Consider the following 17,115-nt stretch of genomic DNA (forward strand, 5'->3'; position numbering starts at 1 on the left):
GACCCCCCTTGCGGAGTGAACGCCGGTACGGAGTATGACGTCTTCATGATCGTGCCCTCTGCCGACCTCGCCCTGATCCAGCGCCCCGACCCGGTTCCGCCGCGAAGGTCGCCCCTCCGCGCCTTCTGCCGGCGTCATCGCGTACCGCTCCTGGCCACGCTGCCCGTGCTGCCGCTGTACGCGCTGTGGTGGGCCGTGCTGGCCACCGGCGGCGGTGACCTCGCCGCCCAGGACGCGTGGGCGGGGTTCGCCACGCGGCACGGCGCCTCCGCGTACAACCTCTTCTGGTACGGCGGCATGCACACCGCCAACTACAGCCTGATATCGCCGTACTTGATGGCGGTCGTCGGGGTGCGGGCGCTCACCGTGGCGTCCGGGGTGGCCGCCACCTGGATCGCGGCGGTGCTGATCGGACGCGTGCTGCCGCGCCGGCCGCTCGCTCCCGCGCTGCTCGCGGCGCTCGGCCTGTGGGGCAACGTGGCCTCGGGGCGCACCACGTTCGCCCTCGGGGTGGCCTTCGGGCTCGCCGCGTGCCTGTACCTCACCGGGCGCAGACGTCTCGTCCTCACCGGTTCCCACGCCGCCCTCGCCACCATGGCGTCCCCGGTCGCGGGCCTGTTCCTCGCCGTGGTCGGCGCCGGGTACGCGCTGGTGCGGCGGCCGGGTCCCGCCGTCGCCCTGCTCGTCCCGCCCGCCCTGGTCGTGGGCGCGACCAGTCTGCTGTTCCCCTTCCAGGGCGAGCAGTTGATGCCCGCGGGCCGCATAGGGATACCCGCGACGCTCGGGATCGCCGTCGCGGTGCTGTCCCCGCCGTCCTGGCGGGTGGCGCGGTGGAGCGGCGTCGTCTACGCGGCCGGGACCGTGCTGGTGTATCTGATCCCCTCCCCCATCGGCACGAACGTCGAGCGGTTCGCCGAGTACGCCGCGCCGGTCGCGCTGCTGGTGGCCCTGCTCGCGCAGCCGCGGCTGCGGCCGGTGCGGCGCGCCCTGCTGGTGGCGGCGCTGGTGTTCTCCGCCGGGTGGACCGGCAAGAAGACCGTCGACGACCTGAAGGTGTCGACGGACGTCCCGGCCTGGGCGGCGCACACGGACGGCGTCGTCCGGGCCCTTCAGGCGCTCGGCGCGGACCGGACGCGAGTGGAGGCGGTGCCCGCCCGCAACCACCGGGAGGCGGTGGCGCTCGCCCCGCACGTGCACCTCGCGCGGGGCTGGAACCGGCAGCTCGACGTGGAGCGGGCCCGGCTGTTCTACGACGGCTCGTTCTCCGCCGCCTCCTACCGGGCGTGGCTGGACCGGTGGGCGGTCGGGTTCGTCGTGCTGCACGACGGCAAGCCCGACGGGTTCGCCGAGGAGGAGGCGCGGCTGGTGCGGGAGCGGCGGCCCGACTGGCTGGTGCCGGTCTGGCGGGACGCGCACTGGCAGGTGTTCCGGGTCCGGGACGCCGTCCCGCTGGTGTCCGCGCCGGGGTCGGTGGTGCGGACCTCCGGCGCGGAGCTGGTGCTGCGGGTGGCGCGGCCCGGCACCGTGACCGTGCGGATCGCGTACTCGCCGTGGCTGCGGGTGGATGGCGGCGGATGCCTGTCCCGCGCGGGCGAGTTCACCCGGCTCACCGTGTCCGCGCCCGGCGCGTACCGGATCAGCTCGGAGTACGGTCCTTCTCCGGCGCCGGCGGCCCGCTGCTGACCTCCTTCTCCTCCTTCTCCGTCTCCGCCGCCTTCTCCGTCTCCGCCGCCTTCTCCGTCTCCGCCGCCTTCTCCGTCTCCGCCGCCTTCTCCGTCTCCGCCGCCTTCTCCGTCTCCGCCGCCTTCTCCGTCTCCACCGCCTTCTCCGTCTCCACCGCCTTCTCCGCCGCCGCCGTGACCGTGCGGGCGCGCGGGCCCTGGAACAGGTAGGTCAGGCCGAAGCCGGCGCCGACGACGACCGCGCCGCCGACCGCGTCCAGGATCCAGTGGTTGCCGGTGGCGACGATCGCGGCGGCCGTGAACAACGGGTGCAGCAGGCCGAGGGCCTTCATCCACGCCTTGGGCGCGATGATCGCGATCACCAGGCCGCACCACAGCGACCAGCCGAAGTGCAGCGACGGCATCGCCGCGTACTGGTTGGTGAGCGCGGTCAGCGTGCCGTAGTCGGGCTGGGAGAAGTCCTGCACGCCGTGGACCGTGTCGATGATGCCGAGGCCCGGCATCAGGCGCGGCGGGGCGAGCGGGTACAGCCAGAAGCCGACCAGGGCGAGCAGCGTGGCGAAGCCGAGGGCGGAGCGCGCCCAGCGGTAATGGACGGGGCGGCGCCAGTAGAGCACGCCGAGCACGGTCAGCGGCACGGCGAAGTGGAACGACGTGTAGTAGAAGTCGAAGAACTCCCGCAGCCAGCCGATCTTCACCACGGCGTGGTTGACCGCGTACTCGATGTCCAGGTGGAGCACGCGCTCCAGGTCGAGGATCTGCCGGCCGTGCTCCTCGGCGCGGGCTCGGCCCGCCGAGTTGCTGCCGCCGGTCGCGGCGAGCCGCACCTTGGCGTACCCGGCGTAGGTGACGCGGATGAGCAGCAGCTCCAGCAGCAGGTTCGGCCGGATCAGCACCCGCCGCAGGAACGGCAGCAGCGGCACGAAGGCGAACCGGGCCGGCACGGGCGGGGCGTACGGCGTCGGCACCGGGTCACGGAAGTACGGCGAGGTGCGGCTGAGGAACGGCACGGCGGTGGCGGCGGCCAGCGCGGCGAGCAGCACCACGTTGTCCCGCAGCGGGTGCAGGAACGCCATGTTCGGCAGCATCATCTTGGCCGGCAGCGTCATCACCAGGACGACGGCGACGGGCCACACCAGCCGGTCGCGGGCGCGCGTGCCGACCCGGCCGACGACGGTGAGCAGCACCCAGAGCAACTGGTGCTGCCAGGCGGTCGGGGACACCGCTATGGCGGCGCACCCGGTGATGCCGACGGCGAGGAGGAGCTGGCCGTCGCGGGCGTAGTGGACGGCCCGCTTCAGTCCGAGGGCGACGACGGCGGCGCCCAGCAGCAGGAACAGGGCGATCTCCAGCGGGCCTTCGAGGCCGAGGCGGAGCAGCGCGCCGTGCAGGGACTGGTTGGCGAGGGCGTCGGCGGGGCCGCCGAGGCCGGCGCCCGCCAGGTGGTGCACCCAGTAGGTGGCGGAGTCCTGGGGCATGGCGGCCCAGGCGAGCGCGGTGGCCGTGGCGAAGGTGACGGCGGTCGTGGTGGCGGCCTGGCGGCGGCCGGTGAGCCACAGCAGCGGCGCGAAGAGCAGCAGGGTCGGCTGGAGGGCCGCCGCGACGCCGACGAGGACGCCGCCCGCCCGCTGCCCGTGCGCGACGAAGCAGCCGAGCAGGACGAGCAGCACCGGGATGATGCTGGTCTGGCCGAGCCAGAGGGTGTTGCGCACCGGCAGGGACAGCATGAGCAGGCTGACCGCGACGGGCGCGGCGAGCAGCGCGGTGCGCCGGCCGACCGGCTGCGGCAGGGCGCGGACGGCGATCAGCGCCAGGGCCACGACGAGCAGCAGGGTGCCGAAGGTCCAGCCCCAGCCGAGGGCCTGCTCGGCCGCTCTGGTGAGCGGTTTGAGGACCAGCCCGCCGAACGGCGTGCCGGTGAACTCGGTGGAGTCGTAGAGGGAGCCGCTGACGTGCAGCACGCCCTCGGGGCCCACCCAGGTCCCCAGGTCGGTCAGGCGTTCACCGCTCGGGGTGGTGAGGACGAGGGCGACCTGGCGCACCGCGAGGACCGCGGCGACCAGCCACAGTCCGAGGCGCGCCGCCCGCAGCCGCGCCCGGGTGCCGTCCACGGCCGTCGCGCCGAAAGCCTCGGCCGGTCGCCCAGTGTGTTCCGCATTCGCCACGCCTCGTCGGCCTCCCGCCCCGATTTCGCCCCGCGCGTCCCGTGCGGGGGCTTCGTCGTGCGCAGCCTACGAGGCGCGCACCCCTCGACAAGGACGCCGGACGCCGCCGCTTCACCTGACGGCCCGCTCTCTTTTGTCCGGATGACGATAGTCCGAGGGGGACGGAGTTGCCCCGGCGGGACGCGAGAAGCATCACAACCGGCCATGCGGAGCGGCGGCCCCGGTGGCCGCTGCATGCCTGGACACGGCGCATTTTCATGCAATATGCATCTATCTCCGTACGGTACGTGACGGGGGAGACGCCGCCTATCGTCGCTGGCTCCGGCCCGCCCGACAGCGCCGCCGCGCGGACCCGTCCCCGTCCCCGACGAAAGGCAGGCGAGCGAAGTCTTGTCGACTGCTCCCGTCGCCCCCCGCTCCGTCGCCCCCGGCACGGCCGGCACAGCACAGGCGTCCGACCCCTCCGCCGGTCCCCCGACGGTCACCGACCCCGCACTCGTCAGGCGCGCCGTGAAGGCGGCCGCGCTCGGCAACGCGATGGAATGGTTCGACTTCGGCGTCTACAGCTACATCGCCGTCACCCTGGGCAAGGTCTTCTTCCCCTCGGGTGACCCCACCGCCCAGTTGCTCTCCACGTTCGGCGCCTTCGCCGCGGCCTTCCTGGTCCGCCCGCTCGGCGGCATGGTCTTCGGCCCGCTCGGCGACCGCGTGGGCCGGCGGAAGGTCCTCGCCCTCACGATGATCATGATGGCCGCGGGCACCTTCGCCATCGGCCTGATCCCCTCCTACGCCGCGATCGGCGTAGGCGCCCCGGTCCTGCTGCTGGCGGCCCGCCTGGTGCAGGGCTTCTCCACCGGCGGCGAGTACGCGGGCGCCTCCACCTTCATCGCCGAGTACGCCCCCGACAAACGGCGCGGCTTCCTCGGCAGCTGGCTGGAGTTCGGCACGCTCGCCGGGTACGTCGGCGGTGCGGGCCTGGTGACGCTGATGACCGCGCTGCTGTCCACGGACGCCCTGCTCTCCTGGGGGTGGCGCATCCCGTTCCTGATCGCCGGGCCGATGGGCGTCATCGGCCTCTACCTGCGCATGCGGCTGGAGGAGACGCCCGCCTTCGCCGCCGAGGCCGCCAAGGCCGAGGCCGAGCGCCCGAAGGTGCCGCTGCGCGAGATGATCACCGGCCAGTGGCGCGCGCTGCTGCTGTGCGTCGGCCTGGTGCTGGTCTTCAACGTCACCGACTACATGCTGCTGTCGTACATGCCGAGCTACCTCACCGGCGAGCTGGGCTACGACGCCACGCACGGCCTGGTCGTCGTGCTCGGCGTGATGGTGCTGATGATGACCGTCCAGCCGTTCGCGGGCGCGCTGACCGACCGGGTGGGGCGCCGCCCGGTGATCGCGGCCGGCTGCGCCGGGTTCCTCGTGCTGTCCGTGCCCGCGCTGCTGCTGATCCGCGACGGCGGACTGCTCGCGGTCGCCGCCGGCCTGGGCGCGCTCGGCCTGCTGCTGGTCTGCTTCACCGCCGCGATGCCGTCCGCGCTGCCCGCGCTGTTCCCCACCCGGGTCCGCTACGGCTCGCTGTCCATCGGCTTCAACGTCTCGGTGTCCCTGTTCGGCGGCACCACCCCGCTGGTGGTCACCGCCCTGATCGGCGCGACCGGCGACGTGATGATGCCCGCCTACTACATGATGGCGGCCGCCGTGATCGGCGGGTTCGCGGTGTGGCGCATGGCCGAGTCGGCGGGCCGCCCGCTGCCCGGCTCGCCGCCGTCACTCGAGCCCGGGACACACCCGGAAAAGGTCTGACGGCCCGGCGCCGCGCCCCGTATCTTCGACAGCCGATCCGGCCGGGCAGGACCGGCCGGCCCGACGGAAGGCACACCCGCATGAGCGAGGCGCGGACCTGGAACGCGGTGGACGACCACCTCACCGGGCAGCTCCTGGGCGACGACCCGGACGAGGCCCTGGCGGCGGCGCTGCGCGACAGCGACGCCGCCGGCCTCCCGCCCATCGCCGTCTCCCCGCTGCAGGGCAAGCTGCTCCGGCTCCTCGCCCGGCTCCAGGGCGCCCGGCGCGTCCTGGAGATCGGCACGCTCGGCGGCTACAGCACCATCTGGCTGGGCCGCGCCCTGCCCGCCGACGGGCGGCTGGTGACCCTGGAGTACGACCCCCGGCACGCCGAGGTCGCGGTCCGCAACATCGCCCGCGCCGGTCTCGCCGGGCGGGTCGAGGTGCGGGTCGGTCCGGCGCTGGAGTCGCTGCCGAAGCTCGCGGACGAGCACCCGCCGCCGTTCGACCTGGTGTTCATCGACGCCGACAAGGCGAACAACCCGCACTACGTCGAGTGGGCGCTGCGGCTGACGGCCGCGGGCAGCCTGATCGTCCTCGACAACGTGGTGCGCGGCGGCCGGATCGCCGACCCCGCGAACACCGACCCGGACGTGGTGGGCACCCGCGCCGCCCTGGACCTGCTCGGCAGCCACCCGCGGCTCGACGCCACGGCGCTGCAGACGGTCGGAGCCAAGGGGTACGACGGGTTCGCGCTGGCGCGCGTGGTGGCGTGAGCGGAGCCGTACGGGCGCCTCACACCTCGTGGTAGAAGCCCACGTTGACGCTGCGCGGGGTGGTGCGGTCCTGGATCACGATCTCCCCGCTGCCGCCCCGGGGCAGCGGCACGGTCCCGCCGTACGCGACCGGCCGGGTGTGCTCCCCGACGGTCAGCCGCACCTCGGACGACGGCTCGGGCAGCGAGCCGCGCAGCCAGGTCAGGTGCCAGCCGCCGTCCTGCGCGCACCGGAACTCCAGGTGCGCGCGGGACACGAACAGCCAGTCGTCCGGCGTCGTCAGCCGGCACAGGGACGCGTCCCTGCCCACCCGCAGCACCGTGCCCGGCTCGCTGGGCGCGTCGGCCATGAGCATCCCGGCCGTGGCGCCCGCTTCCGCCGCGGACACCGCGGCCATGGTGAGTTCGAGCACGTGCGCTCCTCCTGAGAGGTCCCGGGGGCCGGAGCGGCCGGATCGGCTGCCCGCCGCCGCATGATAAAACGCCCGGCCGTACCGCGTCCGGCACAATGGCCCTATGACCGAGCGGAAGCCACCCGGCGTCGACTTCGAAAGCTGGGTCGAGAAACAGATCCGCGACGCCGACGCGCGCGGGGAGTTCGAACGGCTCGAGGGCGCGGGCAGGCCGCTGCCGCGCGAGGTCGAGGACGCCTACGACGAACTGTGGTGGGTGAAGCGGAAGATGGCCCGCGAGGGCATGTCGGTGCTGCCGCCGACGCTGGCCCTGCGCAAGGAGGCCGAGGACGCGCTGGAGGCGGCGCTCGCGGCCCCCTCCGAGCGGATCGTGCGGAAGATCCTCGCGGAGATCAACGCGAGGATCAGCGACATGATGTTCAAGCCGCCGCCCGGCCCCCCGCTGGGCAAGAAGCCGTACGACGTCGAGGACGTCGTACGCCGGTGGCGGGAGCGCCGGGCGGCGTCGGACGGACAGGGCGACCAGGGCGGGCCGGGCCGCTAGACGGTCAGCAGGCGCTCCGCGAGTTCGCGGTAGTCCCGCAGCGCGAGCCGCAGTTGCTCGGTGTCGGCGGCCGGCGCGGAACCGTCCTTCGGGTCGCCCTGGGCGGGCGTCCGCCAGTTCTGCGCGAGGGCACGGCGGCGCTCGGTGAGCGCGTCGGTCAGCCGCTCGGTGAGCTCGTGCAGGACGAGGTCCGCCTCCTCGACGGCGTCCCGCGGCCGGTCCACGAACCCGGCCACGGCCTGCCGGAGCTGCGCGGAGAGGCGGTCACAGGTGTCGTCGGTGAGCAGACGGGCCTCGGGGCCGTGGTGACCGGTGTGCCCGGACCCTCCCTTCGCGCCGGGTGCGGAGCCGTGGGCGCCGGCGCCGTCCGGGCCGGTGCCGGGCGTGTGGGCGCCGGCGCCGTCCGGGCCGGGCACGGTGGTGCGGTCGGTCGTGCGGGCGCCGGCGCCGGGGGCGCCGGTCTGCGGGTGGGCGGCGACCAGCGGGCTCCCGGTCCCGGCGGAACCGGTGTCCGTGCCGCGGGGGGCGGCGGAGGTCTCCGTACCGTCGTGCCCGCGGACCGGGGATCCGCTGCCCGCGCCGTGCGCGGTGTCCGTGCCCCCCGGCAGGGTGTCCGTGCCGCGCGGGGCGTCCGTGCCGCCGAAGCCGGCGGTGGGGTCCGCGCCCCCACGGCTCGGGGAGGCGTCCCCCGCACGGGCGGCGTCCGTCTTGCGGTCGAGCGTGGCCGCCTCGTGGCCGGGGTCCGCGGAGGCGGGGCCGGTGGCCGGGGCGTCCGGGGCGGCCCCCTGGCTCCGGGGGATCCAGGTGTCCTGGGTGTGACGGGGTGCGTCGGGCATGACGATCAGCTCTCCTTCGCCTGGCGGCGGTGCAGCAGCGACGGGGTGCGCTGCCCGCCGCGGTGGGTGGCGGGGGCGTCGGCACGGCCGCCGGCGACGCCACGGCGTGCGCCGTCGTGCCGTGACGGCCGGACCAGTTCCTCGAACAGCGCCCGCGCCTCGACCATCGCCTCGCGCATCTCCTCCGTGCCGGCGCTGCCGTCGTGCGCGCCGTCCGGGTGGGCCCGCGCGACGCGGTGCACGCGGCGGTAGCCCTCGACGTGGTGGGCGTGGTGCACGGACAGCGCCGCGACCTGCTCCTCGTACTGCCCGCCCGCGGGGAAGCCGCGCGCGCCGGCGAGCTCGGCGATCAGCCGGTCCGCCTCGACGACCGCCTCGCGCGGGGCGTCGACGAACCGCTCCTGCGCGGCCGTCCAGCGCGCCTCGTAGCGCTCGCGCTCGGCCGGCTCCAGCGGCCGTACCTGGAGGGAGCCGTGGCGCTCCACGCGCTCGGCCAGCTCCCGTTCGGCGGCCTTGGTGTCCCCGTCGTGCCGCGCGACGGCACGCTCGTACTCGGGGCCGAAGCGCCGCTTGAGGTTCGCTCCGTGTCGCGGGCCGCGTGCGCGCAGGGTCAGGACGACCGCGACGGCGACAACGACCGCGAAGATCACGATCAACGCAATGATCAGGCCAGTGGACATGATGCCTTCCGGGGGTTCTCGTCCCAACCGGCACTCCTCGCGAGCCGGTTCGCCCATCGGGTTGCCCGATGCACCGCGCACAAACTGCGCGGTGCAGACGCCCGCGCCCGCCGCCGGCACCCCCGCCGCCCCAACTCGCTTGCGCGGACGTGCTGTCGGGGACCGACAATGCCGCCATGACCTGGACCGTCGCCCCGGAACGCCCCGACTCGCCCGCCGCCCTCGCGCTCTGGCGGGCGTACTACACGGAGGTCAGCGACCGCTGGTACCTGCTGCACGAGGGACGCCGGACCGACCCGGACGAGCTGGAGCGGGAGATCGCCGCCACCTCGGGCGCCGACCTCGTCCCGCCGCGCGGGCTGCTGCTGATCGCGCGGTACGCGGACGCGCCGGCGGGCAGCGCCGGGATCCGGCTGTCACCGGACGGCACGGCCGCCGAGCTGACCCGGGTGTTCCTGCACGAGCGGCTGCGCGGCCGGGGCGGTGCGGCGCTGCTGGTGCGGGCCGCCGAGGAGGCGGCGCGGGCCCGCGGCACCCGCCGGATGATCCTGGACACCCGCGGCGACCTGGTCGAGGCCCGCGCCCTGTACGCCCGCCTCGGCTACACGGAGACCGAGCCGCACAACGACGACCCGTACGCCGAGCACTGGTTCGCCAAGCGGCTCGCCTGAGCCCGGGCGGGCAGGCGGCCCTCAGCGCGCCGGGGTCACCGCGCGGGCGCCCCGGGGGCGTTCGTCACGGGAGCCGCACAGCTCGTCGTTGAGTTCGTGCACGAGCTGCACCAGGTCGGTCGGGCGGTCCGCCTCCCACCAGTCGCCCAGCAGCTCGGCCAGCGACTCCTCGCGTGCCCGTGCCAGCCGTTCGCTCACCTCCCGGCCCTCGTCGGTGAGCATCATGTCCACGCCCCGGCGCACGGCGAGGTGCCGGCTCTCGACCTGCCGCGACGCCTCCAGGACGACGTCCAGCGGGACGGGGTTGCGCTCGGCGAGCCGGGCCGGTTCCACCGAGCCGTGGCGGCGCATCCGCAGCAGCAGCCAGCTCGACGCGGGCAGCAGGTCGTAGCCCGCGCGGTCGGTGATCCTCCGGTAGATCTCCCGGCGCCCCTCGCGGGTGGCGAGCACCGACAGCGCGCGGCACACCTCGTCGTGCGAGGAGCGCTCCACCGGGTTCGGGGCCAGGGTCTCGGAGACGTCGGGCGCGGTGACCGAGGCGCGCAGCGGGTCCTCCTTCAGGAACCAGGCCAGCGCGAAGCCCAGCAGCGCGAACGGCACGGCGTACAGGAAGACGTCGGTGATGGCCGTGGAGTAGGCGTCCAGCGCGGCGGGGCGCAGGGCGGGCGGCAGCGCGTCGATGCCGCGCGGGTCGGCCTCCAGCGTCCCGGGCGAGACGCCGGGCGGCAGATCCGCGCCGCGGAGGGCGGCGGTGAGCTGGTCGTCGAGCCGGCCCGCGAAGATCGCGCCGAACACGGCGACGCCGAAGGAGGCGCCGATGGACCGGAAGAAGGTCGCCCCGGAGGTGGCGACGCCGAGGTCCTCGTAGGGGACGGCGTTCTGCACGATCAGCACCAGGACCTGCATGACCAGGCCGAGGCCGAAGCCGAAGACGAAGAAGAACGCGCTCATCACCGCGGTGGAGCTCTGCGTGTCGAGCTGGTGGAGCAGCAGCAGTCCGACGGCGGTGACGGCGGTGCCCGCGATCGGGAACACCTTCCAGCGGCCGGTGCGGCTGACGATCTGCCCGGAGCCGGTGGAGGACAGCAGCATGCCCGCCACCATCGGCAGCATGTGCACCCCGGACAGGGTCGGGCTGATGCCGTGGACCACCTGGAGGAAGGTCGGCAGATAGGTCAGCGCGCCGAACATCGCGAAGCCGACGATGAAGCTGATCACGGCGGACAGGGTGAAGGTCCGCACGCGGAACAGCTTGAGCGGCAGCACCGGTTCGGCGGCCCGGCGCTCCACCGCCACGAAGGCGACGATCAGCACGGCGCTCAGCACCGCGAGTCCGATGATCTGCGGCGACGCCCAGGCCCAGGTGGTTCCGCCGAGGGAGGCGACCAGCACCAGACAGGTGGCGACGGAGGCGATGAGGAAGGTGCCCAGGTAGTCGATCACGTGCTTGGCCGACCGGCGGGGGATGTGCAGCACGGCGGCGATGACGGCGAGCGCGACGATCCCGACGGGCACGTTGACGTAGAACACCCAGCGCCAGCTCAGATGCTGGGTGAACAGCCCGCCGAGCAGCGGCCCGAGCACACTCGTCGCGCCGAACACCGCCCCGAACAGGCCCTGGTAGCGGCCGCGTTCGCGGGGCGGCACCAGATCGCCGACGATCGCCATCGACAGCACGATCAGTCCGCCGCCGCCGAGGCCCTGCAGCGCGCGGAACCCGATCAGCTGGGCCATGTCCTGCGCCACCCCGCACAGCACGGACCCGACCAGGAAGATGACGATGGCGGTCTGGAAGAGACGCTTGCGGCCGTACTGGTCGCCGAGCTTGCCCCACAGCGGGGTCGCGGCCGTGGACGCCAGCAGGTAGGCGGTGACCACCCAGGACAGGTGCTCCAGGCCGCCCAGCTCGCTGACGATGGTCGGCAGGGCGGTGGAGACGATCGTCTGGTCGAGGGCGGCCAGCAGCAGGCCGAGCAGCAGCGCGCCGATCGACAGCAGGACGCCGCCGGACACCTGGTCCTCGCCGGCGCCGCCCGTCCCCGTCGAACCGTCCGGCGGTGCGGGCCGTGCGGGTCCCGTGTCCGACTCCGAACGGTGCGCGTCCCCGGCCATGCAGACCTCCAGAGGTTCTCGTTCCACCCTCCATCGTGGTCGGAGTGACCGCATATGGCCTGTCGAGTCCTACCGGAAGTTCTCATTCCGGGGGCGCGCGAACGCGAGTGTGAAGATGATCTGCATAATCTCTGGAGTTCGCGAGGGGAGGGATGACACGTGGACCAGCCGGACGGGCACCCGTGCCCGGAATGCGGTGCGCCCAGGAACACCGACAACACTCCGTCGTGCGGCTGCACCCGACGCGCCTCCGACGCCCTCCGCGACGCCCGCACGGCGGAGGCGGCCGCGGCGGAGGACTTCGACCCCCTGCGGATACGCCCCTACGTCGACCTGGACGGCCGTCCGGGCAGCACTACGCCGGACGGGTCGCCCCGGGCGACGGAACCGGGCGCGCCGCCCGCCCCCGAGGCGCCCGGGGCTTCCCGGACACCCGTGAGCGGGGGTGCGGGAGCGCCCGACGCCACCGCGGCCCCGGAGGCCGTACACCCCGACGCCACGGAGACCGGCGGGGCAGCGCCCGGCTCCGCGGCCGCGTCCGAAGCGGGGGGAGCCGGAGCGGGGGGAGCCGGAGCGGGGGGAGCCGCCGGCGCCGGGGCGACGCCCCGCACCGGAACACCCCGCGCGGGGGCCGCGCGCACCGGCGGCCACACCGACGCGGCACCCGCCACCGCCGACCGGGCCGGCACCGGCGCGCCCGGCGGACGGCGGGCGCCGGCGGAAGCCGCCGGCCCGGGGGCGCCCGACGCCACCATGACGCTGCGCGCCGTCCGCCCCGACGGCGCTGCGCCCGGCACCGGGAAGTCCGGCGCCGCGGCCGCGCCCGGCGCCCCGGCAGCCGCACCCGGACCCGACGACGCCACGGCCGTGGGGAAGACCGTCGCCCCCGGCGCCGACGACCGCACGTCCGTGCTGCCCACGCCCCTCGCCCCCGGCACCGCACGGCCGAACGCCGACGATCTGGGCCTCTTCGACGACGCCACGCGTCCGCTCCGCGCGGTGCCCGCGGAAGCGGCGGTGCCCGTGGAAGCGGTGGCGCCCGCGGGAACGGCCGTCCCCCGGCCCGGCGCCGCCGCGCCGCGCGACCGCCGCAGGCGCGGCGCGCTGATCGCGGCGTCCGGCGCGGTCGTGGCCGTCCTGGGCGCGGCGGGCTGGGCGAGCGGGCTGTTCTCGTACGACACGCCGTCGCGGAACACCGCCGCACCGGACGACATCAGGGCGAGCGTGCCGGACGCGTCGTCCGCGGCCCCCTCGGCGGAGCCGTCCCCCGACGCCTCGTCCGCCTCCCCCACCGCGTCCGCGTCCGCGTCGGACTCCCCCTCCGCGAGCGCGAGTGCGAGCGCGTCCGGGTCCCCGTCGCCCTCGGCGTCCAGTTCCGCGCCGAGCCCGTCCGCGTCCGCCGAGCCGTCGGCGACCCCGTCGGCCGACGCCGCGTCCTCCGCGCCCGCGGCGGCCCCGGAGCCGGAGGAGCCGGTCGGCGCCGCCCCCGTGCTGCGGCGCGGCGACCGGGGACCGGAGGTCGTCGAACTCCAGCAGCGTCTGCGCCGGCTGTGGCTGTACCACGGTGACCTCGACGGCCGGTACAGCCACCGGGTGGAGGAAGGCGTGCGCCACTACCAGTGGTCCCGCGGCATCACCGAGGAACTGGGTGTGTACGGCCCGCAGACCCGCAGCCGCCTGGAGACGGAGACCCAGGCGCCCTGACAGGCCCGCGCCGCCGGTCGCCCCTCACGCGGAGACGTGCAGCCGGATCGTCCCCTCCGGCGTGCGCTCGACCCGCACCTGGGTCAGGTCCCGGACGACGACGTCCGGCTGGTGGAAGCCGGCCCGCGGGCCGATGCCGACCACCCGCATCCCGGCGGCGCGCCCCGCGGCGATCCCCGCGCCGGAGTCCTCGAAGACGACGCAGTCGGCCGGGTCGACGCCCAGCTCCGCCGCGCCCTTCAGAAAGCCCTCCGGGTCGGGCTTGCTCGCGCCGACCGACTCGGCGGTGATCCGCACCGCGGGCTGTTCGAGCCCGGCGGCGGCCATCCGCGCCGTGGACAGGGCGACGTCCGCCGACGTGACGAGCGCGTGCGGCAGCCCGTCGAGGGAGGCGAGGAACTCACGGGCGCCCGGTATCGCGACGACGCCCTCGGTGTCCGCGGTCTCCTCCGCGAGCAGCCGGGCGTTCTCCGCGTGGTTCTGCTCCATGGGCCGGTCCGGCAGCAGCAGGGCCATGGAGGCGTAGCCCTGTCGGCCGTGCACCACCTTCATGACCTCGTCGCCGTCCAGCCCGTGGCGCTCGGCCCAGCGGCGCCAGATGCGCTCGACCGAGGCGTCGGAGTTGACGAGGGTGCCGTCCATGTCCAGCAGGAGGGCGCGGGCGGGGAGTACGGCGGTGGTGGCCGTCATCGGCTGCTCCAAGGCGGGGGTGCGGGACCGCGGGGGCTGATCCTGTACGGGACCGTGGGGACGGACCCCGTGCGGACCGTGGGAACGGATTCCGTGCGGGACAGAGCGGCCCCGCCCGCCGGTCAGGGAGAACGGGCGGGAGCCACTTTGTTCATCCACGGTACAAAACGTACCCCACGTCCCGCCACCGTCCCCACCGGGTGTTCACCGACGGGACGGACCCCGGTCACCCGGCGACCGCCTCCCACAGGCTCCACACGCCCAGGCCCAGCATGAGCAGCGCCGCGATCCGCGTGATCAGCTTCAGCGGCACCCGCTTCATCAGCGCCTTGCCGCCGACGATGCCGAGACCGGCCACCGCCCACAGCGCCAGCACGGCCCCCAGGCCCACCGAGAGCGGGTCGTCGTAGCGGGCGGCGAGGTTGGCCGTCATGATCTGCGTCAGGTCGCCGAACTCGGCGACCAGGATGAGCATGAACCCGGCCCCGGCGACCTTCCAGAAGGACTGGTCCTCCGGCTTGCGGATCTCCTCCTCGCCCTCGTCCTTCTTGAACAGCAGCATCGCCGCGCCGGCGAGGAAGAGCACACCCGTGACCGCGTGCACGAGCTGCTGCGGCAGCAGGGTCAGCACACTGCCCGCCGCCACGGCCAGCGCGACGTGCACCGCGAAGGCGGCGGCGACGCCGGCGAAGACGTACGAGGCGCGGTAGCGGGTGCCGAGGACGAGACCGGCGAGCGCGGTCTTGTCGGGCAGTTCGGCCAGGAAGACGACGCCGAAGACGACGGCCGTCACGGTCAGGCTGATCAACGGTTCCTCAATCGGTCGGGGCCGCCCCGCCGAGAGCGATGAGCTTGCGCGCAAGACGCCTCGGCACGGCAGCACACTTCGGCGCCCGTGCCGTACGGCGCGGGCGTGCACTGCTTGCCGAAGGTCTCGCCGGCAGGCCCCTCACGGGCCTGCCTCCGGGCGCCGGCTCAGGCGGGCTGAGCAGTATGTCGACGGTCCGACACAGGGCTACTCCCCTTCTGCGCCGTCCATCGTACGCGAGGCCCGCCAGGACCCGGGAGACGGACGCCGGGCCCGGCCGCGCACCACCGTGCGCGGAAACTCCACACCAGGGCCGTAGACATGTCATGAGCACGTCATTAACTTCTTGCCGGACCCTCGCCTCCCGGCAACACGGCGTCGCGAGCATCCCCCTGCACGCACGCCAACACCCGCACCCCTCAAGGGAGTTCGCATGTCGAAGCTCTACGCGCGTCGACGGCTCAGCATAGCCGCGGCGCTCACCGGACTCATAGCCTCCGCCGGGCTGTTCAACGCCCCGGCCGCCTCCGCCGCCCTCCCCACCCCGGTGAGCGCCGCCACCGCGCGCGGCTACCTCGCCACCCTCCCCGTGCGCACCGAGAGCCGCACCGGCTACGACCGCGACCTGTTCCCGCACTGGAGCACCGTCAGCGGCAGCTGCAACACCCGCGAGACGGTCCTCAAGCGCGACGGCACCGATGTCGTCACCGACTCCGCCTGCGCCGCCACCAGCGGCCGCTGGTACTCCCCGTACGACGGCGCCACCTGGTCCGCCGCCTCCGACGTGGACATCGACCACCTGGTATCCGTAGCTGTGACGATCTGAATCGGTGTTTTCGCAGCTCAAAAGGTCAACGGCATATCGCCGACAACTGACGACCGCGAGATGATCAGCCCATGAGCTTCCGCGTGTACGCCAGGCACGTTCGTGACCCCGATCTCCCTTTCGACATGCGCCACCGAGCTCTTCGGAGCGCAGTGGCTGTTACTGCCCACTCGGTTTTCACGGGACGTGGTCATACCTGAGCACGGCAGGAAACCTCAGGAATGACGAGACGGCGCTAGCGGGCTCAGTCCGTGTCCGTGGCTGCCAGCACAGCGATGCGCCGAGCCCCCGGGGCGACGGAGACCAGCCCTATGTCCCACGCCACGCGCTCGAACCACTCCGTGGCGGCCCCAAAGCTGTACCAGTCACATTCCTGGACGGCTCTCTCCACTTCGCCGACCGGCGCTGTCGTGGAGGCTCCGGACAGGGCAGTGAGGGAACGCCAGGCGGCCAGTCGCCCATAAGCGCCGTAGACACCGTCGTTGTACGCGCCGCCGGCCGATGCCGCCGCGAAAAGCATGCGCCAAGCGTGGTCCGGTCGACAGGCGGAGAGGGTGAAGCGCTTGCCTGGCCCAAGGCCGCTCAGGCACTCCAGCCCCAGTGCCGCCAACAGCCCGGGAAGGATCTCCGCCTCAACCGGCTCCGCCGACTCGTACGTCCCGGCCTCGCTGCGGCCGTTGGACTCCTCCGCCCAGTTGGCCACCGCCGCGGCAGCGGTCTCGCTGAACTCCTCCGTCGTTGTCCCGGTCACGTGCGGCAGGGACGTGACGCTGCCCAGCGCGGCACCGGGGCCGTCCTGTGGCCAGTAAGGCATCGAATGACTGGCCCCGCCCACTGAGTACCTCGGAAGAGGTGGCATCTCCTCGGTCACCAACAACTCCAGCGGCAGCCCCGCGAGCGGATGATGGCTCCAGTGCGGTGAAGTCGCCCATGCCTCGATCGCCGCCGAGTCCGCGATCGCGACCCCCCTGAGCACCAGCTCCTGCACCAGGCAGGCGCGCAGCTCCTCCGAGGCTGCCGCGCGTGAACCGCCGCCGACGAAGGCCGTGCCCAGGTCCTTCGGGGTCTGGCCACCGGCGAGGAGGGACGCCGCGTAGCGGGCCAGCTTTCGATTGCCCGGCGAGACGGCCGACACGAGCCGCAACGCCTGCTCGACGTACTCCTGGCCCGAGGTCGTAGTCAGCAGGCGGAGGAGACAGTCGAAAACACTGCGGTACTGCCAGACCTGAGCGGCGGAGGAACCGTATCGGTCGGCCAGGGCGATGCCGAGATCGGCCACGAACGCGACATCACCCTGATCGAGCCTTCGCTCGGCCACATCCCACACCTCGGTCACGTTCTCCAGCTCGGGCAGGCGCGTCACGATCTTCTGTATGCGGTCGTTCACCCCGTGAGCCTAGGGGAGGGCCGGCCGGAGGGTCAGG

The 17,115-nt window shown here is 74.0% G+C and carries 14 protein-coding genes and 1 pseudogene; 7 read left to right on the top strand and 8 right to left on the bottom strand.

Features of this window, described 5'->3' with window-relative positions; all coding sequences use genetic code 11:
• Positions 1 to 45: 45 nt before the first annotated feature.
• Positions 46 to 1,683, top strand: a complete 1,638-nt coding sequence (locus ACWH4W_RS31085) for a hypothetical protein (protein ID WP_473079129.1) — start codon at positions 46 to 48, stop codon at positions 1,681 to 1,683.
• On the opposite strand, the gene ACWH4W_RS31090 is transcribed toward ACWH4W_RS31085, so the two are convergent.
• Positions 1,637 to 3,847, bottom strand: a complete 2,211-nt coding sequence (locus ACWH4W_RS31090; RefSeq protein ID WP_473079130.1) for a bifunctional glycosyltransferase 87/phosphatase PAP2 family protein — start codon at positions 3,845 to 3,847, stop codon at positions 1,637 to 1,639. The two genes, ACWH4W_RS31085 and ACWH4W_RS31090, sit on opposite strands and share 47 nt — an antisense overlap.
• A 390-nt stretch (positions 3,848 to 4,237) precedes the next feature.
• On the opposite strand from ACWH4W_RS31090, the gene ACWH4W_RS31095 reads away from it, so the two are divergent.
• Together ACWH4W_RS31095 and ACWH4W_RS31100 are read left to right on the top strand one after the other, a co-directional pair.
• Positions 4,238 to 5,650 (top strand): MFS transporter, encoded by a 1,413-nt coding sequence (locus tag ACWH4W_RS31095; RefSeq protein WP_473079131.1) that lies wholly within the window; start codon positions 4,238 to 4,240, stop codon positions 5,648 to 5,650.
• Between the two features lie 80 nt (positions 5,651 to 5,730).
• Positions 5,731 to 6,408 (top strand): O-methyltransferase, encoded by a 678-nt coding sequence (locus tag ACWH4W_RS31100; RefSeq protein ID WP_473079132.1) that lies wholly within the window; start codon positions 5,731 to 5,733, stop codon positions 6,406 to 6,408.
• Between the two features lie 19 nt (positions 6,409 to 6,427).
• Here ACWH4W_RS31100 and ACWH4W_RS31105 read toward each other — a convergent pair whose 3' ends face one another.
• Positions 6,428 to 6,820 (bottom strand): FHA domain-containing protein, encoded by a 393-nt coding sequence (locus tag ACWH4W_RS31105; RefSeq protein ID WP_473079133.1) that lies wholly within the window; start codon positions 6,818 to 6,820, stop codon positions 6,428 to 6,430.
• Positions 6,821 to 6,923: 103 nt separating this feature from the next.
• On the opposite strand from ACWH4W_RS31105, the gene ACWH4W_RS31110 reads away from it, so the two are divergent.
• Positions 6,924 to 7,364 (top strand): DnaJ family domain-containing protein, encoded by a 441-nt coding sequence (locus ACWH4W_RS31110; protein ID WP_473079134.1) that lies wholly within the window; start codon positions 6,924 to 6,926, stop codon positions 7,362 to 7,364.
• On the opposite strand, the gene ACWH4W_RS31115 is transcribed toward ACWH4W_RS31110, so the two are convergent.
• Both ACWH4W_RS31115 and ACWH4W_RS31120 read right to left on the bottom strand, forming a co-directional pair.
• Positions 7,361 to 8,200 carry a hypothetical protein gene (locus ACWH4W_RS31115; RefSeq protein ID WP_473079135.1) on the bottom strand — a complete coding sequence of 280 codons (840 nt, stop codon included), beginning with the start codon at positions 8,198 to 8,200 and terminating at the stop codon, positions 7,361 to 7,363. The two genes, ACWH4W_RS31110 and ACWH4W_RS31115, sit on opposite strands and share 4 nt — an antisense overlap.
• Positions 8,201 to 8,205: 5 nt before the next feature.
• Positions 8,206 to 8,880: a hypothetical protein gene (locus ACWH4W_RS31120; protein ID WP_473079136.1), complete on the bottom strand. Its 675-nt coding sequence runs from the start codon at positions 8,878 to 8,880 to the stop codon at positions 8,206 to 8,208.
• A 176-nt stretch (positions 8,881 to 9,056) separates the two neighbouring features.
• Here ACWH4W_RS31120 and ACWH4W_RS31125 point away from each other — a divergent pair, with 176 nt between their 5' ends.
• Complete coding sequence (locus ACWH4W_RS31125; protein WP_473079137.1) at positions 9,057 to 9,551, top strand: GNAT family N-acetyltransferase; 495 nt, start codon at positions 9,057 to 9,059, stop codon at positions 9,549 to 9,551.
• 21 nt (positions 9,552 to 9,572) lie between these two features.
• Here the strand turns inward: ACWH4W_RS31125 and ACWH4W_RS31130 are convergent, their stop codons facing one another.
• Positions 9,573 to 11,663, bottom strand: a complete 2,091-nt coding sequence (locus tag ACWH4W_RS31130) for an MDR family MFS transporter (RefSeq protein WP_473079300.1) — start codon at positions 11,661 to 11,663, stop codon at positions 9,573 to 9,575.
• Positions 11,664 to 11,822: 159 nt separating this feature from the next.
• On the opposite strand from ACWH4W_RS31130, the gene ACWH4W_RS31135 reads away from it, so the two are divergent.
• Entirely contained in the window at positions 11,823 to 13,367 is a 1,545-nt protein-coding gene (locus ACWH4W_RS31135; protein ID WP_473079138.1) for a peptidoglycan-binding domain-containing protein, read from the top strand.
• 24 nt (positions 13,368 to 13,391) lie between these two features.
• On the opposite strand, the gene ACWH4W_RS31140 is transcribed toward ACWH4W_RS31135, so the two are convergent.
• A complete protein-coding gene (locus tag ACWH4W_RS31140) occupies positions 13,392 to 14,057 on the bottom strand; it encodes an HAD-IA family hydrolase (protein WP_473079139.1) in 666 nt (221 codons plus the stop codon).
• 226 nt (positions 14,058 to 14,283) lie between these two features.
• On the bottom strand, positions 14,284 to 14,865 hold the full coding sequence (locus ACWH4W_RS31145; protein WP_473079140.1) for a TMEM165/GDT1 family protein: 582 nt from the start codon (positions 14,863 to 14,865) through the stop codon (positions 14,284 to 14,286).
• 433 nt (positions 14,866 to 15,298) lie between these two features.
• On the opposite strand from ACWH4W_RS31145, the pseudogene ACWH4W_RS31150 reads away from it, so the two are divergent.
• A pseudogene (locus tag ACWH4W_RS31150) lies at positions 15,299 to 15,679 on the top strand (hypothetical protein); the annotation flags it as partial.
• A gap of 256 nt (positions 15,680 to 15,935) precedes the next feature.
• On the opposite strand, the gene ACWH4W_RS31155 reads toward ACWH4W_RS31150, so the two are convergent.
• Positions 15,936 to 17,078, bottom strand: coding sequence for a DUF6183 family protein (locus ACWH4W_RS31155; protein WP_473079141.1), 1,143 nt, complete (start codon positions 17,076 to 17,078; stop codon positions 15,936 to 15,938).
• Between the last annotated feature and the right edge of the window lie 37 nt (positions 17,079 to 17,115).

It is taken from the genome of Streptomyces sp. DSM 120436 (assembly GCF_055778765.1).

Excerpts from the sequence above, each read along its gene's own strand:
- ACWH4W_RS31110 (WP_473079134.1), top strand. The coding sequence starts at position 6,924 with ATGACCGAGCGGAAGCCACCCGGCGTCGACTTCGAAAGCTGGGTCGAG.
- ACWH4W_RS31140 (WP_473079139.1), bottom strand. The coding sequence starts at position 14,057 with ATGACGGCCACCACCGCCGTACTCCCCGCCCGCGCCCTCCTGCTGGAC.
- ACWH4W_RS31100 (WP_473079132.1), top strand. The coding sequence starts at position 5,731 with ATGAGCGAGGCGCGGACCTGGAACGCGGTGGACGACCACCTCACCGGG.
- ACWH4W_RS31115 (WP_473079135.1), bottom strand. The coding sequence starts at position 8,200 with ATGCCCGACGCACCCCGTCACACCCAGGACACCTGGATCCCCCGGAGC.
- ACWH4W_RS31120 (WP_473079136.1), bottom strand. The coding sequence starts at position 8,880 with ATGTCCACTGGCCTGATCATTGCGTTGATCGTGATCTTCGCGGTCGTT.
- ACWH4W_RS31085 (WP_473079129.1), top strand. The coding sequence starts at position 46 with ATGATCGTGCCCTCTGCCGACCTCGCCCTGATCCAGCGCCCCGACCCG.
- ACWH4W_RS31125 (WP_473079137.1), top strand. The coding sequence starts at position 9,057 with ATGACCTGGACCGTCGCCCCGGAACGCCCCGACTCGCCCGCCGCCCTC.
- ACWH4W_RS31130 (WP_473079300.1), bottom strand. The coding sequence starts at position 11,663 with ATGGCCGGGGACGCGCACCGTTCGGAGTCGGACACGGGACCCGCACGG.